Origin of the sequence: Mucilaginibacter angelicae, from assembly GCF_042434235.1 — a bacterium.
In the GTDB taxonomy this organism is placed as follows: domain Bacteria; phylum Bacteroidota; class Bacteroidia; order Sphingobacteriales; family Sphingobacteriaceae; genus Mucilaginibacter; species Mucilaginibacter angelicae.
Map to the genome: position 1 here is coordinate 75,953 of NZ_JBHLTS010000017.1, position 22,299 is coordinate 98,251.

Below are 22,299 nucleotides of genomic sequence, written 5' to 3' on the forward strand. Positions count from 1 at the left end.
AACCGGTTCCTGGCTATGATCTATGAACCATCAACCATGAACTAATTTAAATGATCGAAATTTTTACAGACGGGGCATCAAGTGGTAATCCGGGACCGGGTGGTTATGGGGTGATATTACGTTCAGGACAGCATTATAAAGAGCTATCCGAAGGATTTCGCAAAACTACCAATAACCGCATGGAACTAATGGCGGTTATAAAAGGACTGGAAGCCCTTAAAGCCCCTAACCAGGATGTAATGATCTTTTCCGATTCAAAATATGTTATTGATGCCATCGAAAAACGCTGGGTTAATGGCTGGGTGACAAAGGGTTTCGTGGGTAAAAAAAATAAAGACCTGTGGATGCGTTATTTAGCAGTAAGCAAGTTGCACAAAGTTAAATTCACCTGGGTTCGAGGACATAATGGTCACCCCGAAAATGAGCGCTGCGACCAGTTGGCTGTAGCTGCCGGCAAACGCCCTCCGCTGCTTATTGATTCTGTTTTTGAGGCAGAGAACGCAAAGGCGGGGATGGTGTAAAAACTCTTAAAAGTATCAAATAAAATCGTTTTGTCATTTCGAACGAACCAGCAAGGACGGGGGCGTTAGAGGTGAGGAGAAATCTTCTACACCTTGCCATAAACCGATTTGCATAGCGCATAAGATTTCTCTTTCGCCCCAACGCTCACCCCTCTATGCTCCATCGAAATGACAAATTTTATAATTCACCTCAACCCGCCAGCTCAATCACCTGCAGATCCTGAATCTTATCACCATCGATACTAAACCTTAACAAGGTACGTACCTTATGCCAGCCCTGCTTACCGGCAGCACCGGGGTTCATATGCAGGCAGTTGATCTTTTTATCGAACATCACTTTTAATATGTGCGAATGCCCGGTAATAAATAATTTAGGCGGATTGCTGTAAATTTCGGCTTTGATATTTTGACTGTACCTGCCGGGATAACCACCGATGTGGGTCATCCAAACATCAACATCCTCGCATTTAAAGCGTAAATGTTCCGGGTAAACTATACGTACATCCTTATCATCAATATTACCATAAACACCCTTTAAGGGCTTAAAAGCAGCAAGCCTGTCGGCCAGTTCAATGGTGCCGAAATCGCCGGCATGCCAGACCTCGTCGCAATTTTCAAAATGTTTAAAAACGGCGTCGTCAAGGTAGCTGTGGGTATCAGAAATAAGGCCTATGCGGGTCATGGGGTAAAGATAGAATTTAAGCGTCAGGAACTAAAGATTCAGGGATCAAGACAGGGTTAAAATATCGTCAGAAAATCCTTTAACACTTCACGGTACATGTCCGTGTATACTTTTGGCTCATCGTAAATAACAAATTTATCTATAGCCAACTGTGTTTTGGTCCTCCCAAAAGCAAGCAATTCCCTGTGCGCTGCATCATCTTTAAAAGAGTGTATGGTAATTATCTTTTTCAGGTAAAGCTCATGCTGCTTAACCAGGTTTTTAACTAACTCCGATGTGTCTACGGGTAATATTAACCAACCGATCCCTTGTTCTGTAAGGTGTGCGGCAACGGTTGATATCAATCTCTCAAAAAAACCATCAACAGCATGTTTGGCTAAATTAATCTTTGCCCCCGGCGATTGCAGGGAGTTGATATAAAACGGAGGATTGGAAACAATGAGGTCATACCTTTTATCCGGATGCTCATCAAAAAACGGCTCAAAGCCATTGGCATAAAGCGTAAGCCTGTTTTTAAACGGCGAGTTTTTGAAATTAGTTTTTGCTGTGGTGGCAGCCTGTTCATCAATTTCAACAGCGTCTATAAAAGCATTGGCAAAGCGCTGGGCAAGCATCAGCGCTATTACTCCTGTTCCGGTGCCAATATCCAGTATGCTTAAAGGCTCACCTTCGCCGGCCATAGCGCCAAGCAATACCCCATCGGTATTGATTTTCATGGCACAGCCGGTTTGGTCAACGCTGAATTGTTTGAAACGGAACATGGGGCGAATTTATCTTTTAATTTCTATTTGAAACCTTTCTACCGGTTGGGAATAAACTATATTACTGCTAAATAACCAACATCGGCCCGCTCATTCGCCGCGGGAAGGGCTGTTACGTTTTTCGCTGTTGTTTGTTTTTTTAAGGTGCTCAAGAGGGCTTCGCCGTTTGGCTTGGCCCAAAAGTAACCAAAAACCCAAGACAGAAAAAAGCTTCCCCCCGCAGGCCATACTCCCTGGCCCGCTTTTCTGTCAGGCCTTTGCCCGCTTTTGTTTGGGATTGGTAATTGTATTTCTGTACTCAAGGGTCATCCTTTCTTATCTTATAATTCCTGGTATCCCGATTCTGCCTTTCTTGCCTCTTCCTTCTTGATTTCTTGCATCTTTTCTTCCCCGTCAGCAGGAAAGCTTCGGGCGAAAGCGGGCAGAACAATGGTGGCCTGTGCGGCTGCAGGGGCATAGCAAGTTTTTGCAGAAGCATTGGGAAAGTGCGAGCGCAGCAGGGCAAAATAATTGCAGCCCGTGGTTCTGCCCGGTTTGCAGGGCAAAGGCCTTGAGCAATGGGCACAGGGGGCGGGTGAGCGCAAAGAAGCCTCCCTGCTGACTTGATTTTTTGTTCTTTTTATCAAGAAAAAGAACAAAGCCAACCCGCGGCGATTGAGCGGGCCGATAATGTTAATACCAACAAAGGTTACTTAAAAAACGAAGTGTGGGGTACAGAAATAAATTCGGCATGACCTCTTAGTTTTATTTTTCAATGCTAAAAAGTCTCCCCTATAGGGGAGATTTAGAGGGGCTTACTTTTCATACAACTCCAGCGGCAAACCATCCGGATCGGCAAAAAAAGTAAAACGTTTGCCTGTAAACTCGTCTACCCGGGTGGGTTCTATATCTACCCCAAACGAAGCGATATGAGCTACAGCCTCATCCAGATCATTAACCTCAAAAGCTAAATGACGCAGACCTGCCGCTTCAGGTCGGGACGGACGTGCAGGTGGATCGGGAAATGAAAAAAGCTCGATCTGGTAGAGGTCGCCCACTTCCAGATCAAGCTTGTATGATTGTCGTTGTTCGCGGTAAACCACGCGGACTATTTTTAAACCAAGTACCTCAACATAAAACCGTTTGGATTTTTCATAATCCGAACAAATAATAGCTATATGGTGTACCCGGTTAAGTTTTAACATTATTCGCCTAAAATACCGTGAAGGATATTGTCATGAACCATTTTCAGGTCGGTAACGTGGCCAAAAGCTTCTTCATCTACAGTTAAAGCGCCATTGGTTACATTACCCAACAGGGTAAACTCAACCTCGCTGGTAGCCATTACCTCAACAAAACGCTCCTGCTCTTCAGGGGCAACACTTACCACTACCCTGCCTTGTGCTTCGCCAAACAGGAAAGCATCTTTACGGATGTTATCTTCAGTAGCAATTTCAAAACCAAGACCATTAGGCATTGATGACTCTAACAAGGCAATGTATAAACCACCATCTGCAACGTCATGGGCCGATTCAACAACTTTGTGTTTAATCAGTTCCTTAATGGTTTGGTGCATAGCATATTCCTTATCGATATCAAAATAAGGAGCCGGTGCTTTAGTAATTTTATGCCATGAAGCCAGGTATTGTGATGACGCAATATCATTAACCGATTCGCCAATCAGGTAAATAAAATCACCCGGCTGTTTAAAATCGGCAGTCATGATGTTTTCAACGTCGTCCATCACACCTAACATACCAATAGTTGGCGTAGGGAATACCGAACCACCATCGGCCGACTGGTTGTAGAAACTTACGTTACCACCGGTAACAGGGGTTTCAAACTTGCGGCAGGCATCACCCATACCTTTAATAGCACTCACAAACTGCCAGTAAACTTCAGGAATGTAAGGGTTACCAAAGTTTAAGCAGTTGGTAATAGCCACAGGCTCGCCACCGGCGCAGGTAATGTTACGTGCAGCCTCGGCCACGGCAATGGCAGTACCTTTATAAGGATCGGCATATACATAGCGCGAGTTACAGTCGGTAGTTAACACTATCGCTTTGTCGGTATCTTTAACGGCAACAACGGCAGCATCGCACATACGGTTAGCTGTCATAGTTTGTACGCCTACCATGCTATCGTACTGGTCGGTTACCCAACGTTTTGAAGCAATATTAGGATGGCCTACCAAATGCTCGGCAACCTCAATAAGGTTTGCAGGCTCGGCAACGTCATCGATATTAAATTTCTGATTTTCGGCAAAGTAAGCAGGTTCGCGGTATTCGCGCTGGTAAACCGGGGCACCGCCACCCAATACAAGGTCGTCGGCAGGTACATCGGCAACTTTTTCGCCGTGCATAAAGTATTCTAACCGCTGGGTATCGGTAACTTCACCAATAATGGCGCAATTCAAATCCCATTTGTCAAAAATATCTTCCACCTCTTTTTCGCGGCCTTTGTGAACCACGATCAGCATCCGCTCCTGTGATTCAGACAGCAGAATTTCGTAAGGTTTCATGTTATCCTGGCGGGTTGGCACTTTATCCAGATCAATCCGCATACCATGTTCGCCTTTGGCGCTCATTTCTGAATTGGAACAGATGATACCGGCAGCGCCCATATCCTGCATACCAACAACGGCACCGGTTTTGATCACCTCAAGGGTGGCCTCTAATAATAATTTCTCCTGGAATGGATCACCTACCTGAACGGCAGGAAGATCGTTAACCGAATCGGCAGTGATGTCTTTTGATGCGAAAGCCGCACCGTGGATGCCGTCTTTACCGGTAGCCGAACCAACGATATAAACCGGGTTGCCAACACCATAAGATGTAGCTGAAACAGTTTCGCCGGCCTTCACAATCCCGGCCGACATAGCATTAACCAGCGGGTTAACATTGTAGCAATCGTCAAAAAACAGCTCGCCACCCACAGTTGGGATACCGAAGGCATTGCCGTAGTGGCTAATCCCTTTAACTACTCCTTTAACCAGCCATTTGGTTTTGTCGAGTGTTAAGTCGCCAAAACGCAGGGAGTTAAGCTGCGCGATAGGCCTTGCGCCCATGGTAAATATATCACGGTTGATACCGCCCACGCCTGTGGCAGCACCCTGATATGGTTCAAGTGCCGAAGGGTGATTATGTGATTCGATTTTGAAAGCGCAGCCAATGCCGTCGCCAAGGTCAACAAGACCGGCATTTTCTTCACCTGCCTTAGCCAGCATCCGCGGACTATCCTTAGGTAAAGTTTTAAGCCAGGTGATTGAGTTTTTGTATGAGCAATGTTCGCTCCACATAACCGAGAAAATAGAAAGCTCGGTAAAGTTGGGCACACGCCCTAATATTTCATTTATACGTGCAAATTCTTCGGGTAAAAGGCCCAGATCTTTAGCGGTTTCAACGGTGGTTAATTCCTGGTGCTCCAATGTAATATTGTTTTATTTGAAAGGATGCGCAAAAGTATGAAAAAAGCGGTAAAGGTGAAAGGTAAAAGCTGAAAGGCGAAAGGTACAGGTAGACGGTTGCATAAGTTAAGGCATTTTGTAACAAAGCAGCTGTCCCAATTTTTTGATTCCCGAAAAAAAATAAAAAAATCTCCGGGATCTTTTTTTTTAAAATGAGCGTGTTCCAAATTTTGAATGTAAAAACGCGGAACACCTTTTTCATGAAACATTTTGATAATCAAGCGATTGACTTTATCCTTGAAACATAGTTAAATAACTAATAATCAGTATTTAAAACCTTCAGGAGTAAAAACAGGTATTAAAACGTAGATTTTTTATCCGCGATTTATTTTGCTCGTTTTTTTATGTTTTTTTGAGTTTTTTCAAAATTAGCGCTTCAGGCTTAAGGGGTACTGGCAAAATGGTGACACCATTATTATGGCTTAAATTCATTAAATTAAGAATTTAATTTCTCTTTTTGCTGACGCACAAGTGTGGCGTGTGTTCCGCTTGAAGAGTATACATGCCATAAATTAATGACAGCCGGTTATCGTTAGATTAATAATCGTAAACTTAGCATACAAAGATACGCCTAATTGATAACAATAGACTTAGTTTATGAGCGACACGCGTGCGCCAGCGAAGGGAATAAAAGTTTTCTCTTTTTGAGAAATTGACCCAATCTATATCCTATCTGCTTTTTAGATTTAACTCTTTGCCTGAGTCATAACTTGCAATATTTTTTGCAATTGAGATTTAAATTGAAATTTTAAATCCTCGATATTTTCATAATTTGTTGGATAATGTCCCAACTCTTTTAATTCTTTTGAAAACTTAAATATTGAATTTATATCCTCCTCTCTTATCTCATCTGGACGAATTGGGGTGTTTTTGAAGAAGGTATATATAGCAGGCTTTCGTAGAAGTTTAAAGTTATGCCATACTTTGTTGAATTCTTCTGCAGTGTACTTTCCAACTTTTCTCCAGAATAGGCTTACAAAAATATCCGAGTTTATTGCAGCAAGATTGTACTCATCTTGAAGCCTTGTTATTGACATTTGATCAATAAAATCTTCCCATAGCTCAAGTTTTAGAAAGATATTTTGTTTATATAATTCTTTATTTTCTCTGTTTATGAAAATTTCGAATTGTTCTCTGTCTTCTTTCAATTCTTTTGACGATGCAAGGAAAATGGTCACGACTTTCGTTCGCAATTGTGAGTTTTCATTTTTTGTAGCTATAGTAAGGCCCGAGTTGTAAAGTAGTTCCTGCATTTTTAATGATTCTCCGCTTTCGTTACAGGTTACACTTCCATCCGGTCTTTTCAATACCCATTCTACCAGCTTTGAATATAAAAAGGTAGTTGGATTTTCAAGGGCTTGGCAAATGTTACATGGGCATTTTACATAGACCTCACCTTTAACACCTTTATAGCTATCTATAATATTTCGCATTGAGTTCATAATTAATATATTCATTCCTCTCGCATCAACACCTTTAGAGACGATGAATAGCGTTCTGTTGTAAGAGTCTTCTATTATCTGGCTTTTAGTATCATTGCTATCATAAACAAAATTGACAGCGTTATTCCAAACCTCATGTTTGTCAATATACCTGCTTAATTCAGCGCTTAACTGGTTTACAATACCACGTGGCATAAATTCAAATTTGTACTCAAGCCGTAAATGATTTTTTTCCAAATTCCATTTCGCTTCATTAGGTATTGAATTTAGTCTGGCAGGTATTATATAGTTACCTTCGCTACGTTTTGTTGGAAAGGCTATCTTGAAATTGATCAGTAGTTTTTTCAAAATAGAATATTTCCCTTCATATAACCTATTATCCCATAGCCGTGTAAAATCTGAGGGATAAATGAGGCCATTACGTCCTTGGATTTCTGCATCATCAATTATTTTGTAAACGGCATTCATCGCCCACTCTGGTTCGAGTATGACCCAATCCTTTAATTCCTCAATTTGTGAGTACCATAAAATAACCCCTATGTCGTTAAAAAAACGGCAGCAATCTTCAATATCTTCAATATTTTCGAAGTTGTTAAATTTTCTGCATAATTCAATAAAAATTTGGAATGGTATGCATGCCTTTGATTTTGACTCACTTATCAATAAAGCTCTGATCCTTAACCATGATTTTGGCACCCCTTTCCCAAAATGGTGAAGGTTTTCTATTTGATTTAAGATAACCTCTTTTACTATGTTTAGCCCTGAATTGTTGTTGACTAAATCTATCCTATAATAGGGAGTGTCTGAGGTTTTTATGATGTTAAAATTGGGATTGCTTAGATAAGCATCTAATTCATTCCATGGAGCAGTATTTCCTTGGTGGCAGGTCTGCCCGATTATAATCGGACTTTTACCTCCAAATTGAAATATTGTAGGTATCCAATAATCGAAGTTATGAAAAGGTTGCCTTGTAGTAGCTAAAAGAACAAATACAGAGTTTTCGGTAATAAAAAAACGATGTACGGGATAATAAACATCTTGCCCTCCAAAATCCCAGATGTGAACGGTTTTACTTTGATTGTCGATTCCGAATTCAAAGTCAACAACCTCTATTCCCCGAGTGCGATTTTCGCCCTCAGGCAATACAGCTTCGGGATTTATTATTCTTCTTTGCAGAGATGTTTTTCCAGCGCTACCTTCTCCCACCAGTATTAATTTAGCTTCAAAAATGTAATCAAGCCCTTCCTCACTAACTCTCTTAAAATATCGCTGAATTGCGTCATTTCCTTGTTTGGCTATCTCTATTGGTGGGTTGGTAATATTTTGACATCTGCTAATTAATATTTCGTTTGAATTTGGAGAAAGTTGTTCACCATTTTCATCATAAATGAATTCCATACCCAATTTCAACAATGGTTCCAGATCAATAATTGGAGTTCCACGTAGATTTAGTGATTTCAAAAAACGTAAGTCATTAATCGGGTTGACATCTTTAATCATTGTGTTAGCAAGGCCCAGTTCATTTAATTGAGTTAGTTTTGAGAGATCTTCAATATCTACAAGATTATCATTATAAGAGAGATCTAACGTTTTAAGCTGAGTTAATTTTGAAATGACCTTAAGATCTTTTAAATCAGAAAAATTAATTTGCAAATATTCAAGCTGGCTTAATTTGGCAATTTTTTCAACCATTAATGGTTGAAATCCACTTATGGTTAAACAATTTAAATTGAAATCTTGGATGTAATTATATAAATCGGCAGGTAGTTCTTTTTCGCTTATTGCCATTGAATAAATTGATAAATTTTTCAATTTTTTACAATTGGATAAAAATGCTGGATTTTCGAGTTCTCTTTCTCCTAAAATTAATTCTTTCAGATTAATTATGGAACTCACCGGCGAGCAATCGATAGCATTTGTAGACTCAATTGCAAGTGTTTCAAGGTGCTTAAGATCAGTTAGCGGGGTTAAGTCACTAATCTGGTTATGGCTTAAAAAGAGCTCTCTTAATGAGGTGAGATTTTTTACGATTGAAATGTTCTTTATTTTATTGGCTTGAATTACCAAGATTTCTAATTTGGTTAGATCTTTAATTATTCGAATAGTTGCAATTTGATTCCCTACGATGTGTAGAATTTTCAACTCGGAAAGCTCTTTAATTAACTTAGGTAATTTTTTAACTCTCAAAGAATGCAAATTAAGAACTTCAATTCGTCCTTCGCTATTAACTACATATCCGGCATTATCCCAAGAATAAGTATCGATTTCCTCTAATTGGATATTTAATTCAGTAGATATTTTTCTGATGACCTCAATATCATTCATGATTTGTATCAAAAGTTTGGTTTATTTTAATTGGATTTAATTTCCTTTAACTTAGAAAGGATAAAGATTAGCTAAATATATAAATTTAATGTTTATCAAATAATATTTGCAAATGTCCGTTTACTGACCCCTAATACCTTAAGCATCCTCGCTTTCGGCCTACGCTTAGGCTTGTAAACAGCAATCCGCATATAGAATTGAGTCCACACCCAACCGGCGCGAGTATGCAGCGCTGGAAAATGCGTAGCTTACTCGTGACCTTAAAGCAACAACTAAAATTGCCATTCCCCCAACAAATCCCTAATTTTATTCAAACCAATTAGCAAATTGAACATGCCCTACGACTGCCTCCCCCTTTCCGATGTCGGGCACAGGCGTATAGCAAATATTCTGGTGAGATGAAGGCTTATTAGTATAAGGCAAACGCGATGGCACCCACCGGCAAATACAAGTTAAACCGATGTCAATATTTATAAAGATCGTATCGACAGCGTTGCTTATCATAAGCACAGGGAGTTCTTTTGCTCAAACCGATGGCCAAACTCAATCAAACATAAACTCAAAGCAAGTGGTGATCTACCGGTATAATCCGCACCACAAAAAAGACCATAAAGTTAAAGCGATAGCATTTTTGGCGGCTAAATGTTATTATTTCAAGAAAGTACCGCATGTTCAAATAGGCAAACCCTTATCGGCCGAAAAAGGTAGATACATAGCTGATGCTGTTATGACCAAATTCATGGGTAATTTGACAGCAAAAAATTTTGAAAACGTTAACAAACGGGAGTGTAATTGTGGCGGTATTAGTGAGGAAACGTATGTTATAGAGATAAGCCCCGACGGCCGATCTGCCGGCAAAAAGGTTTTTTATGTTCCGGTAGTTAGCAACTGCCCGGTAAACTCGCCGTGCGCGGTTATTGGTACCATTACCGATTTCTTTTCAAAACTGAAGCAAAATAAGTTGCACGGTAAACTAAGCGCTGTCTGATACCATATGCCTATTCACTCACAGCCACAAGACTGCGCCTTGTGGCCAGCGTGCAAGATTAAACCCTATTTTACCCCCTTCTCCAATTTAGCATTTTGTCCGGCAAGGATCTTCCAAACCCCATCACGTTTCACCAGTACAATCATCCTCCGAAACTCAAACGTTTCGCCGGGATACCGTTCATCACCATCTAAGCCTGTTCGTACATGTGAAATAGCAAGATTTGGGTACGGATAACTAATATCTTCAACCGCACGGGTATAATAATGCGTGGATTTAAAATAGGTAGTATGCACTTGCCGGTAATGAAACTGGATATCGTCCCTCCCCTTGTAGTATGCGCCAAACCAGTTTACCCAGGTGGCATCAAGGGTATAATTATCGGCCAGGCCTTTAGGATCATGCCGGTTCCAGGCATCTTCATAATTTTTGATGAGTTGCTTTATTGCCCCGTTTTCTTTTGCAGTATCTATTTGCTGGCTATAGGCCTTAAAGCCAAACAGCCAGCACAGGCTAAGCATTATAATTTTGTACCTATTGATTTTCATATAAAAACTCCTTTGAAGCTGTTTAAAAACGTCATTGCAAGTACGAAGCGATCGCGAACTGTACAGAGTAGCTATGCAGATTCGCCTTGTAAGGTCGGGGATTGCTTCGTGCCTCGCAATGACGTTGGGGATGAAGACAGAGAATGCCCCCATCTTCCCTTTAATTATTTAAGAAACAAATCCTCCGTAGCCCAGGTTGGATTTTTTGCAAAAGCCCTCCAAAAAAGCTGATCCAGATTATAATCAAAATTGGCTTTGAAACTGCGTGTGTTGGTGAGGATCACAAAATTTAACCCATTATCCAAGCGGGCTTGTTCTGTGGCTGTACCGGGCAGGCTTCCCTCGTGAAAATAGTTGTTGCCTGAAATGGCCCAGCCGCATCCATAGGCTGCATTGGCTGTTGAGCCGGTGTACATGGTAGTTAAAGTGGCAGATGTAAGTATATCAGGCCGTACCGGAAATTTATCAATATAAACCAGGAACCTGGCCAGATCGGCAGCGGTGGCTACCCATCCTCCGTGTGAATCCATCCGCGTAATGTTATAAGCATAAGGGTTTTCGCCCGACTGGCCATAGTACGTAACTTCTTTTGTCTGCTTATCGGCCAGGGTGTTACCGCCAATGGTCATATCGGTAATGCCGATTGGGGTAAGTACCAGGGTTTTCACGGCTGCTTCGTAAGTTTGGCCGGTAATTTTTTCTATTACCCGCCCTAACAGGCAGTAGCCAAAATTGGAGTAGTCGTAATTGCTGCCCGGTACATGATCAAGCGGGCGGTTATCTAAAGTCCAGGTGATGAGTTGTGCAGTTGTCATGGTTGGGTTGCTGAACATAGGGTCGTTTACCGAGTTGCCCCAGCCGCCCGATGTATGGTGCAGCAGTTGGTCAACCGTAATATTGGTAATATTAGGGCCGTAAGTTTTAGTGCCATAAGTTTTGCCCAAAATAGCGCCATCGCCAAATACTTTATCACTTAGCTTTATTTTACCCTGATCAAGCAGTTTCATAATTGCAACTGAAGTGAACTGCTTTGAACAGCTGGCCAAACGGTATCGGTCGCTGATCACGGCTTTTGTGCCTTTTGATTTATCGCTGATGCCGTAAGCCTTAAGGTAAACCAGCTTTTCGCCTTTGGTAATGGCTACGGATACTGCCGGTACATTATAAGTGGTCATAAAGGTATTCACCTCATCATCTAAAGCGGCAACGGCAACTTTACTTGGAGTGAGGGTATCGATCACAGTTCCTGTCCCGGTTCCCGTTCCTGTGCCGGTGCCTGTACCCGTTCCCGTACCGGTTGTGTCCGTACCAGTGGTTGTTTTGGTTACAGATGGCGAGTCCTTTTTGCAGGCAGCAAAAAGTAACAGGCCGACAATAGCGATTAGTTGGCTAATTTTTAACACATTCAATTTAATGCGGAAAATTCCAGGTTGATAAGTTTTTTTCATAGGTAATTAATAGATATCAGGTTTAGAATTGATAACAATTTAATTGCACCAAACATGATCGTTCCAGGTTGTGACACCAGTGCAATTACCTTACAAAAAAACGTTACCCGTTAAAAAAACACTTACGTGTATGTTGCAAATACTTTCGAGTTTGTTGCATTTTTGCCGACATATAATGCACACACAGCACGGATGCGTCAACGGAAATAAATGTTATTTTAACATAAAACCTGAGAAAATAAAATGATTTCTTTGCCCTTTGAAAGATCAATAAAATGAAACGACCGCTTTTACTGCTATTTTTTCTCTGCAGCGTTTTAATTGTTCATGCGCAAAAGGTGTTGGAACCATCTGCAGAAAAGCATCCGGAATGGACACGGCCATTTCCACCTTTTCAAATTGCCGGCAATCTTTATTATGTAGGCACCGCCGATCTTGCTTGTTATCTCATCACAACTTCCGGGGGCAATATCCTGATCAATACCGGGCTTAGGTCTTCCGAACCTCAAATTATAGCAAATATCAGAACTTTGGGTTTCAGGGTTTCGGACACAAAAATTCTTTTAACAACCCAGGCCCACTTTGATCACCTGGGCGCGATGGCGGCAATAAAGAAGATAACAAAAGCTAAAATGATGGTTGATGAGGGCGACGCGGCAGTGGTAGCCGACGGAGGCCTTTCCGACTATGATCTTAAAGGAGATGTGCGCACATTTACACCTATAAAAGTAGACCGTATTTTACACAATGGCGATAGTATTAAGTTGGGGAACATGAAACTAACGGTTCTTCACCACCCGGGCCATACAAAAGGTTCCTGCAGCTATTTGTTTGATATAAAAGACAACACACGCAACTACAGGGTTTTGATCGCCAATATGCCTACCATTGTTACTGATAAGAAGTTTTCGAACATTCCTTCCTATCCTGGCATTGCTGAAGACTACGCTTATACATTAAAAGCAATGAAGAATTTAACATTTGATATCTGGTTAGCATCTCATGGCGCCCAATTTGACCTGATCAATAAACACAAGCCGGGCAGCCCTTATGATCCCGCAGTTTTCGCCGACAAAAAGAACTACTATGATCAGATAGATGAACTACAAACTGAATATGATAAGAAAATTGCTGCGGAATAATCTTGGAGAATCAGGCAGATCACTCAACTGGCCAAAGTTTAGCATGCATCAATGAATATTAAACCCAATGGAATAATTGATGCTTCGAAATAATACTCGTATATTTGAATATAACCTTTTTCAAGATGAGCGATAAAGACATAGCAAAACTACTCGAACTTGCGAAAGCAAAGCTGGAAGAGGTCAAAGATATGACCAAAAAGGACGCTATCTTATCCCTCAACGATTCTGGTATCCTAACCAAGAAAGGCGAATTTACTAAAGCTTACGCCGAACTTGAAGAGCTGATTAACAGCTAATCCCGTTATTTCATGTACGATTTCCGCCCGAATATTATCATTGGCTTTCATGGCTGTGATTTGGATATTCGTAATAAATTGGTAAACAATCCTGACAATATCGAAATTAGTAAAAAGCCTTACGATTGGCTTGGCCATGGCATGTACTTCTGGGAAAATAATTATACCCGCGCCATGGAATGGGCAACAGAACGAGCCGCTGAAGGAAAGATCAAAACCCCTGCTGTACTTGGAGCAGTTTTGCAATTAGGGCAATGCTGTGATTTTCTCGATTCAAAATTCACAAACCTGATTAATCATTATTATTTATTAATGGAAAGTGAATATACAAAGGCCGGAAAGCCACTTCCTAAAAACATTGACTCGCCAGACGATCTGTACGAAGATAAGCTTATTAGAAAATTGGATTGCGCAACGATAGAACATATGCATAAAACAATTCTCAATACCTACAAAGAAGAGTTGGCAACCAATGGATTTAGCGATACAATAATATTTGACTCGACCAGGGGAGCATTTTCAGAAGGCGGCCCCGCCTTTAGCGGAGCCGGCATTTCTCGTAAAAGTCATATACAGGTATGTATCAGAAACATGAATTCCATCAAAGGATTTTTTATTCCGCGAGAGGAAATCCCCTTTCCGGCAATTGGTTAAAATCTAAATAAGACTTCCCTACCTCCCCAACGCCTTCTCTGCCAGCTTAGTCCCCTCAACCCTTGCCCGGATCTTTGCAAAAGCAATCTCCCTCGCGGTTGAAGTATCATCTCCAAAGGGCGAAAAACCGCAATCATCAGTAGTGCCCAGTTGCTGTACCGGAATGATCTGTGCGGCTTCGAGGATCAGGTCGCTTACCTCTTCGGCGGTTTCTATTTTGGGGTTGATAACATCGGTAACACCCAGAAACACGCGCTGGCCTGCGCCAAGGTTTTCTTTTATAGCGTTAAGTACTGTTTTCTTGTCCTTTTCGGCAGCATATTCCAGGTAAAAATTACCGGCGTGGAGTTTAAATAACAGCGGGAGCAGTTCGGTATATGGGATGTCGGCGCTGTGGGTGGAGTCATGATCGCCGCCGGGGCAGGTATGTACGCCTATTTTCTTTTGTTCTTCGGCTGTAAAGCGGTCGAGCACCTGGTTGTTGAGATCAATAAATGCCGACAGCAGTTGTTTGCTGGGATCTAACTTAATGGCGAGACGGGCCTCGGTAAAATCAATCTGTACGTTGTATGCGCCGCTCTCAAGGCACGACCGGATATCATATGCCGCATCGTTCACCAAATCGGCCAGGAACTGATCGCGCGAGTAACCATCGATACCCTCCTGCGGATACAGCAAACTCATGGCCGAGCAGGAAATAACCGCCTGTTTTACCGGCAGATTAGCATATTTTTTGGCCCGGTTAAGGTATGAGTTTGCAAAGGTGGTATAATGAAAAGGCCCTGCAGTTAGCTTTGGCAACTGGCGGGTATGCCCATCGGCGAAGGGGATCACCACACCATCGGCTGCAAAATTTTTAAAACCCTGCATAGGGTAAGTAACAAAGCTTGGCTTTGACTGCTCCCCATCACTAATTACAGGCGAGCCGGTGGCTTCAAGTTCTTTGATGGTTTCGCGGGTTGCCTGGTCAAACAGGTTATCTAATTCGTCGGCAGTAATTTGCCCGCCGGCAAAGGCGGTCATGGCTTGTTGTAAGTAAACCGGGCGCGGAATGCTCCCGATGGGTTCGGTAAGTATTTTCATAAATATAGGTTAAGATTGATTCATAAAGTTAACAACTTAAACCTATGGTAAAATATTAAGGGCAAATAAAAATATAAGCTTGCAGGGTCAAAACTTAGCGTTAGCGAAACATCGTCCCTACCGGCAAAGTAAGCCGCATAATTAACTTCCTGCTGGTCGAAGTTTAGCGATAGCGTAACTTCGTCCTAAAATGGGTTAAGCTTTCAGCTTAACTGCATACCAAGCATTCTCTCTTTCGTACCAAATGTATTCCGTACCTGTGGCAGAGTAAGTAATATTCCAACCACGCAAGCAGAATGCTTGCCTTATGTTAGGACGAAGTTACGCTATCGCTAAACTTCGACCAGAGACCGTCGATACGGGTGCTTATTTTATTCAATGGTTGTCCCTTTACTTCCCTCCCCCATCAAACAACTCGGCTAATTTATTATTCAAACCTTCGGCCCTCAAACCTTTGGCTATGATCTTGCCGCTGGGGTCAATCAGGAAATTGGCGGGAATGCTCCGTACACCATACTGCAGTGCTGCTGTATTGTTCCAGCCTTTAAGATCGGATACCTGTATCCAGGGCAGCTTATCATCGGCAATGGCTTTCATCCAGGCATCTTTTTTACCGGGATTATCAAGCGATACCCCAACTATAGTGAAACCCTTTTCTTTATATTTATTATAAGCGGCAAGGACATTAGGATTTTCCGCGCGACAGGGCCCGCACCAGCTTGCCCAAAAATCTACCAGTACATACTTACCTTTAAAATCGGAAAGCCTTACAGTTTTGCCTTCGGGGGTTGCTTGTTCAAAACCAATGGCCTGGCTGCCAATTTTCGTTCTTGAAAATGAAGCCAATAACATAGGGATACTTTTACCTACCGGCGTATTTTTTAGTTGCGGGCTCATATTGCTATAGGCACTGGCGGCATCTGCGCTAACTATTGTATCGGTAGAGGCCTGTTGTAAGGTAAGTAAACTGATATACGATTTTGGGTGGGTTTTAGCAAACTCCAAACCGGCCACCGTTAATTCATGTATATATTGTTTTTCCCGGCTCTTTAAGTCATCAATAAATTTTGTAGTTTTTAATGAATCGGGGGTTGCATCATACTCTTTATTCAGCGCGGTAAATTTATCTTCGATTGGCTGTCTTAACGTTTTGAATTGACCAGCTTCGTCATTTATCTGCGAACCGCTAACCGTGATATGTTCAAGCGAATCGGCGGCCTTAAGGTTTATCTTACCCGCTTCTATATAAAAATGAAAAAAATCAAGTTTTTCACCGGGGGCCGCCCTGCTTATCAAAGGATTTTTATTAAGACAAATAGTGGCCTGTACGGCATGCGGAACACTGCCGGCAAAACGAAAATCACCGTTTTGTACAATAGCCGAATCCAACTTTTGCTGATCATCGAGCTGGTAAAAAAGATAGATCTTATCGCCGTTTTTTAAACCTTTTACATTTCCGTTTACAGTAAAGGTGTCCTGGGCCATTGCCAATGCCGGTATCAGGCAAAGCGTAAGTAAAAAAAGTTTTTTCATTGTATTGCAGGTAGATATAATTGTACAGTAATTATAGCAAAATAATATTTATGTAACCAATTGAATATTGTATTGATGAGCGGCCGCTAACCACAGGCAAACAAAAAATATTCCTTATTTTTAGCTGATACAGGATCGCTTACAAAATATTACAAATGAAATCAGCACTTTTATTTTCTTCAACCATCTTCATTTGCTTATTATCGTGTTTAAGCCATGCGCAAACACCTCAAAATAACAAAGCCCTCCCCCGTATAGCCATAGCCGGCCTTGCCATTGAATCGAGCACATTTTCACCGGCGCTTACTGATGAAGCAGCTTTTCATGCCAAATATGGCGCAGATGTTTTTAGCGCCTATCCCTTTATGGCTGCAGATTCGCCTGTTCGTAAAAAAGCTGTTTGGTTTCCTGCTGTAGTTGGCAAATCACTGCCCGGCGGGGCGGTTACACGGGCCGCTTATGAATCGCTGGTAAACAAAACGCTCGATTCGCTCAAAAAGCACCTCCCGTATGACGGCCTTTACTTTGATATTCATGGCGCCATGAGCGTTGTTGGTCTTGACGACCCGGAGGGTGATTTTATTGTACGCATAAGAAAAGTGGTTGGCAGTAAAACCATGATCTCAACTTCTATGGACCTGCACGGCAATGTTTCATGGCGGCTGGCCCAAAACACCGACCTGATCACCTGCTACCGTATGGCCCCGCACGAGGATGCCATGCAAACCAAACAACGTGCTGTGGAAAACCTGCTCGGCAGGATTGAAAGCGGTAAAGGCAAGCCTGCTTATAAAGCTTACATCTCCGTACCTATTTTACTACCGGGCGAAAAAACAAGCACCCGCATTGAGCCGGGCAAAAGCCTGTATAAACAAGTTGCCCCGGCGGCTGTGCAAAGCGGCATAACCGATGCCGCCATATGGATAGGCTATGCCTGGGCCGACGAACCACGCAATCATGCCGTAGTGATGGTTACCGGCGATGATAAACAAAAAGTAACCCGCACTGCCGAACAACTGGCCCAAAGCTTTTGGGATGTTCGTAACCAATTTGAGTTTGTTGCCCCAACCGGCACCTTAACCGAATGCCTGGATAAAGCCATTGCCAGCCCCAAACACCCTTTTTACATCAGTGATTCGGGCGATAACCCTACTGCAGGCGGTGCCGGTGATGCCACCTGGACATTGACACAGATCCTTGCCCGACCAGAATTTAAAGCGGATAATGGGCCTTCGCTCCTCTACGCATCCATCCCCGCACCCGAACTGATCAAAAGCGCCATTACCGCAGGTGTGGGCAAGCATGTGGAAGGCTATGCAGGTGCGGCCGTTGATAACCGCTTTGCGCCACCCGTAAAGCTTTCAGGAACTGTCGAATCTATCGTATCAGGCGATAAGAATGCCGAGATAGAAGCGGTAATAAAAGTTGGCAGTGTACATGTGATCATCACCCAAAAACGCAAGCCATATCATAAAGAAATCGACTTTACACGCCTCGGTCTTAATCCGCGTACTGCGGATATCGTAGTATTAAAAATAGGTTACCTCGAACCCGAACTTTACGCCATGCGCGCCGACTGGCTCCTGGCTATCACACCCGGCGGGGTCGATCAAAATATTGAGCGCCTCCCCTATCACCGCATTCAGCGGCCAATGTTCCCGCTGGATAAAAACATGAAAGATCCGGATTTGAAGGCTAAGCTTGTGCCATTATCTGATCAGTAATAAATGGCACTTAACACCTGTTGTCCTCACAATTTGGCATCTTATCAATTAGCTGGTTGCAATCATCAATTTCTAAAATTCAAACAGGTAATGTTCACTATTTTGTTATCAAAAACCAATAACCTGTATGAAAACGTTACCCTGTCTTATCTTCATTTTTCTAATATGCTGCAGTTGCTGTTCGCGCCAGAGTAATAACCTCACTGCCGATAAAGCTGCCCTTGAAAAAACTAAAGCCGCCATTGCCGCTGCTTTTGCCGGTGGCGATGTTAAAGCGATAGTAGCATTGCACCATCCTGATATTGTTAAATATTTTGGAGGCAGCAATGTGGTTACCGGTCGCGCTCAACTGGCCGACCAATTGACGGCCATGTTCCGCACTACCAAATGGAATTAATTCAGAACCAGGTTGAGAGTACAGCGTTTAATGGCAACACGGTTATCGAAACCTGCATATTCGCTTTCAGGGTAACTCCTGTTAATGGCGGGAAGTCATCAATTGGCCGCGGAAGGGCAATGACTGTTTTTGTAAAATACAAAGACAGCCCTTATGGTTGGGTGTCAATACGGGAGATGGCCCAGGCTGCTCCTGAGGAGACGAAGTAAAAGGATTTGTTTACTGAGATCTCTGAAGCCTGCGTTTTTCCCTTAATGACATGGTTTTATCACTTGCTATATCCCAATATCTTATAGCGAAGGTTTTAGCATCAACTTCATACCATTCGTAAGTTCGCAATTGAAAGCCAAGATCTTCGCTTATTGATACCTCGTAATAATTCTTTTCTTTAGTCGGCGTACTCTGAATTAATGCTTTTAACAGATGCGGATTTTTATGTGCTTTCCTAAATTTATTTTCTCGCTGCACTTCGGGTAAAGCATTGATAAGCCTCAATACCTTTCGTTCTGTTGCATTTGTTGCGGCTCCGTATTCCTGTGCGCAAGCACAATTACAAAGCAATATAAACCCCGTTAAAATTAAAATCTTCATAAAAACAGCCCTGCTTAAAGATAAATGATTTTCATCATTAATACATCTGCACAACCAAGTAAAGTTGTACAGATCCTATCCCCGGTCAGCAACTCACCCTCAGGTAAATCCGCACATACAACACCACATTAACACTTTGTTTTTCAATATTTTATATCGAATTTTAATTATTCTGATTTTAAAACCTTTATACTAAATAATACGCAGTAAAACAGTCAATACACCGCACAGATATAGTTGTGCCTCTACCATAATTAGTATTGCTTTTAAAGCTGAAATAAATGAAAACACGTGATCATAGTTTTTGGCCGTTTACGCCAAAGGTGAGCATCATTACCGCCGTTGTTGTTTTATTGGCGCTATTACTCATAACCAGTGCGCTTCATACCTTTACCGGCTGGCCCGCCGACTCATCTAATAACACTGTTTTGATCGGTATTTTTATACTTAGTTTACTGCCCATCGTGCTGGCAATTCTTAATGTAGTTATTGAGCGCGGGGGCAGCATAGGCTATGGCGATCTGAAGATTGACTTTTCAAAAATTCAGCAACTGTCAAATTCGGGTTTTACTGTGCCCGCCAATATCGGGGTGCGCGGACAACAGGTTGCCGACAGCGGTACTTCCAATATCCTCGAAACACTGCGCGAAGCCACTTCTTCGGGCGTGGCGGTGATTGACCTGGAAGATGGCCATGCCTGGTGGGAGACCCGGCTGCTGGTTTTACTATCCGGCGCCGATCGGCTTAAAAAACCAGATAAAATTGTTTTTGTAGCAACCATTGAAACAAAGCAGCAAACTTATTTAGGATGGGCCCGGCCCGGTGACTTGTTAGGGCAGCTATTAAAAGAAGATCCGCGATATTTAAAAAGCTTTTATGCTGCCCGCGCGGCAGCTGCACAGTGGGCGCTATTAGGCCCCTTAGAACCAGTGCCGCCTGCAAATTATTATGCTATTCCACCGCCCCAAGTCTGGATGCAAGGCGACCTTGCCCGCAACCATGCCTGGATGGCATTTTCAAACACTACAGGGTTGCCTAATGAATTATTACCTGAGCAGTTTTTACAAAATGAGCTTGGCGAAACCATTGAAAACAATGGCGGCGCCAAACAAATCAATATTGTACACCTTGATGAAATATTTAGCCCGGTACTGATAAAAAAGCAAATTGATAAAAGCTGGAACGATGAGCAGCAAACAAATGCACTGTTCGCTGCCGAAGAACCCTTTATTGCGATAACCGAAAATGGAAAATATTCGGCAATTGTATCAACGCAATCATTATACAATGAGGTGTTACGGGGGATGATGGATAACAAAAAGTAAGAATCTAAAACGTGGAAATAATTTTAACACAGGGAACAAAGCTATAGGTAGCTATATTTTGAAAGTATTGAGGCTGATTCAATATCCCGGGTGTTATTTTTAGCGACAGATTATTATCCATCGAGTACGAATGGATCATTTTCGCATCAATATAAGCATCTATGGCCTGTATCCCCCATACGCCCAAAACACTCAGGATACATATATCCCGGTTACGCCTTGCGTTTTCACGTGCAGACGTTAAAACACCGTCACTAACATAGTTTTCCCTTCTACTATACCTAACATATTCTTCATAATAAGGATCACCTTTTTTGGGAGGGTTTGAATTACGATAACGCGAAAGCGTAAGGTATTCATGATAGTATTGTTGATTGTGAATGGCGTTAATCGTCAAAAAAGTAAGTCCGCCGTATATGAACGGAACCCTCCAGGCATGATGATTATACACCTGCCCCCAGCCGGGCAACATCAATGAACGGATTACTGCTTTAGGCGCCGAATGTGCGCTATCAGGGTGATAAATCCGCTCCTTTATTGTACCGGTTTGAGCAATAGCTGTGGATAAGTACAAAGTAAAAGCACTACAAAAAAACAGGATTTTATACATTACAGGTCACCAATTTTGATAAGGGGGCGAAGGATTAATGTTTGATCATTAAAAGGCAAATCATATACCTCCTGCCAGGTTGCAGGCTTATTAACGAAGAAAATTATATTTTAATATCTACTGTAGAAATAATGATGAAGAACTACCCAGGTTCAATCTAAATTCACGGCTAATTGCGCAATTACCGTACTTTTGCCTCAATGAAAACAGTCACCCTAATAAGAACAAACAGTGATAATCCTGATTTCAGGCTCCTTGTTACCGAACTGGATGCCGATCTGCGCCTTCGCAATGGCGATATGATGAACATTTATGACCAGCACAACATAATTGAAAAAAACGATACCGTGGTTATTGCTTATACAGATCAGATACCTGCCGGCTGCGGGTGTTTCAAAGCTTTTGATCAGGATTCGGTTGAAGTTAAAAGGATGTTCGTCAGGCCGGGTGCCAGGGGAAATGGTATTAGTAAAATAGTTTTGAATGAACTGGAAACATGGGCGCTTGAATCAGGCTTTAAACATGCGGTACTTGAAAGCGCCGGCAAACAGGTTGAAGCGCATAACTTATACCAAAAATCGGGCTATGGGCGGATACCTAACTACGGGCCATATGTTAATTTACCATATAGTTTTTGCTTTATGAAAACGTTGTAAGCAATTTAGCTAAAACGGGCGCCAGAACGCACACGCCATTGCTGTAAATTTCAGGTTTAGGTTTATTCATTATTTTGAAATAGCGGCATTGCCAGGACACAAAAAAGCCCCGCTTTCACGGGGCT

The 22,299-nt window shown here is 42.2% G+C and carries 22 protein-coding genes; 10 read left to right on the plus strand and 12 right to left on the minus strand.

The window, feature by feature from the left end; all coding sequences use genetic code 11:
• Window positions 1-50: 50 nt before the first annotated feature.
• Window positions 51-521: a ribonuclease HI gene (gene rnhA, locus ACFFGT_RS05330; RefSeq protein WP_377021474.1), complete on the plus strand. Its 471-nt coding sequence runs from the start codon at window positions 51-53 to the stop codon at window positions 519-521.
• A 190-nt stretch (window positions 522-711) separates the two neighbouring features.
• Here the strand turns inward: rnhA and ACFFGT_RS05335 are convergent, their stop codons facing one another.
• From ACFFGT_RS05335 to ACFFGT_RS05360, 6 genes are all read right to left on the minus strand, one after another.
• Window positions 712-1,203, minus strand: a complete 492-nt coding sequence (locus ACFFGT_RS05335; RefSeq protein ID WP_377021475.1) for a metallophosphoesterase family protein — start codon at window positions 1,201-1,203, stop codon at window positions 712-714.
• Between the two features lie 56 nt (window positions 1,204-1,259).
• Window positions 1,260-1,964 (minus strand): tRNA1(Val) (adenine(37)-N6)-methyltransferase, encoded by a 705-nt coding sequence (locus ACFFGT_RS05340; RefSeq protein WP_377021476.1) that lies wholly within the window; start codon window positions 1,962-1,964, stop codon window positions 1,260-1,262.
• A gap of 320 nt (window positions 1,965-2,284) precedes the next feature.
• Complete coding sequence (locus ACFFGT_RS05345) at window positions 2,285-2,590, minus strand: hypothetical protein (protein WP_377021477.1); 306 nt, start codon at window positions 2,588-2,590, stop codon at window positions 2,285-2,287.
• Window positions 2,591-2,758: 168 nt separating this feature from the next.
• Window positions 2,759-3,148: an SMU1112c/YaeR family gloxylase I-like metalloprotein gene (gene gloA2, locus ACFFGT_RS05350; RefSeq protein ID WP_377021478.1), complete on the minus strand. Its 390-nt coding sequence runs from the start codon at window positions 3,146-3,148 to the stop codon at window positions 2,759-2,761.
• Window positions 3,148-5,370, minus strand: coding sequence for a phosphoribosylformylglycinamidine synthase subunit PurL (purL, locus tag ACFFGT_RS05355; RefSeq protein WP_377021479.1), 2,223 nt, complete (start codon window positions 5,368-5,370; stop codon window positions 3,148-3,150). Before purL ends, gloA2 begins: the two co-directional genes overlap by 1 nt.
• 725 nt (window positions 5,371-6,095) lie before the next feature.
• Complete coding sequence (locus tag ACFFGT_RS05360; protein ID WP_377021480.1) at window positions 6,096-9,176, minus strand: COR domain-containing protein; 3,081 nt, start codon at window positions 9,174-9,176, stop codon at window positions 6,096-6,098.
• A gap of 460 nt (window positions 9,177-9,636) precedes the next feature.
• Between ACFFGT_RS05360 and ACFFGT_RS05365 the strand changes: the two genes are divergently transcribed.
• The gene (locus tag ACFFGT_RS05365; RefSeq protein ID WP_377021481.1) at window positions 9,637-10,164 is read left to right on the plus strand and encodes a hypothetical protein; all 528 of its coding nucleotides are present in this window, start codon (window positions 9,637-9,639) and stop codon (window positions 10,162-10,164) included.
• 65 nt (window positions 10,165-10,229) lie between these two features.
• On the opposite strand, the gene ACFFGT_RS05370 is transcribed toward ACFFGT_RS05365, so the two are convergent.
• Both ACFFGT_RS05370 and ACFFGT_RS05375 read right to left on the minus strand, forming a co-directional pair.
• A complete protein-coding gene (locus ACFFGT_RS05370; protein WP_377021482.1) occupies window positions 10,230-10,712 on the minus strand; it encodes an SgcJ/EcaC family oxidoreductase in 483 nt (160 codons plus the stop codon).
• 164 nt (window positions 10,713-10,876) lie between these two features.
• A complete protein-coding gene (locus ACFFGT_RS05375; protein ID WP_377021483.1) occupies window positions 10,877-12,160 on the minus strand; it encodes a serine hydrolase domain-containing protein in 1,284 nt (427 codons plus the stop codon).
• A 275-nt stretch (window positions 12,161-12,435) separates the two neighbouring features.
• Here ACFFGT_RS05375 and bla point away from each other — a divergent pair, with 275 nt between their 5' ends.
• From bla to ACFFGT_RS05390, 3 genes are all read left to right on the plus strand, one after another.
• The gene (gene bla / locus ACFFGT_RS05380; protein ID WP_377021484.1) at window positions 12,436-13,302 is read left to right on the plus strand and encodes a subclass B3 metallo-beta-lactamase; all 867 of its coding nucleotides are present in this window, start codon (window positions 12,436-12,438) and stop codon (window positions 13,300-13,302) included.
• Window positions 13,303-13,427: 125 nt separating this feature from the next.
• Window positions 13,428-13,601 (plus strand): hypothetical protein, encoded by a 174-nt coding sequence (locus ACFFGT_RS05385; RefSeq protein ID WP_377021485.1) that lies wholly within the window; start codon window positions 13,428-13,430, stop codon window positions 13,599-13,601.
• A 12-nt stretch (window positions 13,602-13,613) separates the two neighbouring features.
• Window positions 13,614-14,255 carry a hypothetical protein gene (locus ACFFGT_RS05390; RefSeq protein ID WP_377021486.1) on the plus strand — a complete coding sequence of 214 codons (642 nt, stop codon included), beginning with the start codon at window positions 13,614-13,616 and terminating at the stop codon, window positions 14,253-14,255.
• A gap of 18 nt (window positions 14,256-14,273) precedes the next feature.
• On the opposite strand, the gene ACFFGT_RS05395 is transcribed toward ACFFGT_RS05390, so the two are convergent.
• Complete coding sequence (locus ACFFGT_RS05395) at window positions 14,274-15,338, minus strand: cobalamin-independent methionine synthase II family protein (protein ID WP_377021487.1); 1,065 nt, start codon at window positions 15,336-15,338, stop codon at window positions 14,274-14,276.
• Between the two features lie 390 nt (window positions 15,339-15,728).
• Window positions 15,729-16,871 (minus strand): redoxin domain-containing protein, encoded by a 1,143-nt coding sequence (locus ACFFGT_RS05400; RefSeq protein ID WP_377021488.1) that lies wholly within the window; start codon window positions 16,869-16,871, stop codon window positions 15,729-15,731.
• Between the two features lie 155 nt (window positions 16,872-17,026).
• Between ACFFGT_RS05400 and ACFFGT_RS05405 the strand changes: the two genes are divergently transcribed.
• The 3 genes from ACFFGT_RS05405 to ACFFGT_RS05415 all read left to right on the plus strand — a co-directional run bounded on the left by ACFFGT_RS05405 (window position 17,027) and on the right by ACFFGT_RS05415 (window position 19,201).
• On the plus strand, window positions 17,027-18,595 hold the full coding sequence (locus tag ACFFGT_RS05405) for a M81 family metallopeptidase (RefSeq protein WP_377021489.1): 1,569 nt from the start codon (window positions 17,027-17,029) through the stop codon (window positions 18,593-18,595).
• Between the two features lie 127 nt (window positions 18,596-18,722).
• Entirely contained in the window at window positions 18,723-18,992 is a 270-nt protein-coding gene (locus ACFFGT_RS05410; protein WP_377021490.1) for a Cif family virulence factor, read from the plus strand.
• Window positions 18,983-19,201: a hypothetical protein gene (locus ACFFGT_RS05415; protein ID WP_377021491.1), complete on the plus strand. Its 219-nt coding sequence runs from the start codon at window positions 18,983-18,985 to the stop codon at window positions 19,199-19,201. The genes ACFFGT_RS05410 and ACFFGT_RS05415 overlap by 10 nt, the downstream gene beginning before the upstream one ends.
• 10 nt (window positions 19,202-19,211) lie before the next feature.
• On the opposite strand, the gene ACFFGT_RS05420 is transcribed toward ACFFGT_RS05415, so the two are convergent.
• Window positions 19,212-19,583, minus strand: a complete 372-nt coding sequence (locus ACFFGT_RS05420) for a hypothetical protein (protein WP_377021492.1) — start codon at window positions 19,581-19,583, stop codon at window positions 19,212-19,214.
• 281 nt (window positions 19,584-19,864) lie between these two features.
• Here ACFFGT_RS05420 and ACFFGT_RS05425 point away from each other — a divergent pair, with 281 nt between their 5' ends.
• A complete protein-coding gene (locus ACFFGT_RS05425) occupies window positions 19,865-20,908 on the plus strand; it encodes a hypothetical protein (RefSeq protein ID WP_377021493.1) in 1,044 nt (347 codons plus the stop codon).
• A gap of 4 nt (window positions 20,909-20,912) precedes the next feature.
• Here ACFFGT_RS05425 and ACFFGT_RS05430 read toward each other — a convergent pair whose 3' ends face one another.
• On the minus strand, window positions 20,913-21,482 hold the full coding sequence (locus ACFFGT_RS05430; RefSeq protein WP_377021494.1) for a DUF5683 domain-containing protein: 570 nt from the start codon (window positions 21,480-21,482) through the stop codon (window positions 20,913-20,915).
• Between the two features lie 236 nt (window positions 21,483-21,718).
• Here ACFFGT_RS05430 and ACFFGT_RS05435 point away from each other — a divergent pair, with 236 nt between their 5' ends.
• Complete coding sequence (locus tag ACFFGT_RS05435; protein WP_377021495.1) at window positions 21,719-22,174, plus strand: GNAT family N-acetyltransferase; 456 nt, start codon at window positions 21,719-21,721, stop codon at window positions 22,172-22,174.
• Window positions 22,175-22,299 lie beyond the last annotated feature (125 nt).

Bases quoted from the DNA above. Each gene is read 5' to 3' on its own strand.
- ACFFGT_RS05360 (WP_377021480.1), bottom strand. From the start codon at position 9,176: ATGAATGATATTGAGGTCATCAGAAAAATATCTACTGAATTAAATATC.
- ACFFGT_RS05335 (WP_377021475.1), bottom strand. From the start codon at position 1,203: ATGACCCGCATAGGCCTTATTTCTGATACCCACAGCTACCTTGACGAC.
- gloA2 (WP_377021478.1), bottom strand. From the start codon at position 3,148: ATGTTAAAACTTAACCGGGTACACCATATAGCTATTATTTGTTCGGAT.
- ACFFGT_RS05435 (WP_377021495.1), top strand. From the start codon at position 21,719: ATGAAAACAGTCACCCTAATAAGAACAAACAGTGATAATCCTGATTTC.
- ACFFGT_RS05400 (WP_377021488.1), bottom strand. From the start codon at position 16,871: ATGAAAAAACTTTTTTTACTTACGCTTTGCCTGATACCGGCATTGGCA.
- ACFFGT_RS05340 (WP_377021476.1), bottom strand. From the start codon at position 1,964: ATGTTCCGTTTCAAACAATTCAGCGTTGACCAAACCGGCTGTGCCATG.
- bla (WP_377021484.1), top strand. From the start codon at position 12,436: ATGAAACGACCGCTTTTACTGCTATTTTTTCTCTGCAGCGTTTTAATT.
- ACFFGT_RS05395 (WP_377021487.1), bottom strand. From the start codon at position 15,338: ATGAAAATACTTACCGAACCCATCGGGAGCATTCCGCGCCCGGTTTAC.
- ACFFGT_RS05415 (WP_377021491.1), top strand. From the start codon at position 18,983: ATGGAATTAATTCAGAACCAGGTTGAGAGTACAGCGTTTAATGGCAAC.
- ACFFGT_RS05390 (WP_377021486.1), top strand. From the start codon at position 13,614: ATGTACGATTTCCGCCCGAATATTATCATTGGCTTTCATGGCTGTGAT.
- ACFFGT_RS05385 (WP_377021485.1), top strand. From the start codon at position 13,428: ATGAGCGATAAAGACATAGCAAAACTACTCGAACTTGCGAAAGCAAAG.
- ACFFGT_RS05420 (WP_377021492.1), bottom strand. From the start codon at position 19,583: ATGAAGATTTTAATTTTAACGGGGTTTATATTGCTTTGTAATTGTGCT.
- rnhA (WP_377021474.1), top strand. From the start codon at position 51: ATGATCGAAATTTTTACAGACGGGGCATCAAGTGGTAATCCGGGACCG.
- ACFFGT_RS05370 (WP_377021482.1), bottom strand. From the start codon at position 10,712: ATGAAAATCAATAGGTACAAAATTATAATGCTTAGCCTGTGCTGGCTG.
- ACFFGT_RS05425 (WP_377021493.1), top strand. From the start codon at position 19,865: ATGAAAACACGTGATCATAGTTTTTGGCCGTTTACGCCAAAGGTGAGC.
- ACFFGT_RS05410 (WP_377021490.1), top strand. From the start codon at position 18,723: ATGAAAACGTTACCCTGTCTTATCTTCATTTTTCTAATATGCTGCAGT.
- ACFFGT_RS05405 (WP_377021489.1), top strand. From the start codon at position 17,027: ATGAAATCAGCACTTTTATTTTCTTCAACCATCTTCATTTGCTTATTA.
- ACFFGT_RS05375 (WP_377021483.1), bottom strand. From the start codon at position 12,160: ATGAAAAAAACTTATCAACCTGGAATTTTCCGCATTAAATTGAATGTG.
- ACFFGT_RS05365 (WP_377021481.1), top strand. From the start codon at position 9,637: ATGTCAATATTTATAAAGATCGTATCGACAGCGTTGCTTATCATAAGC.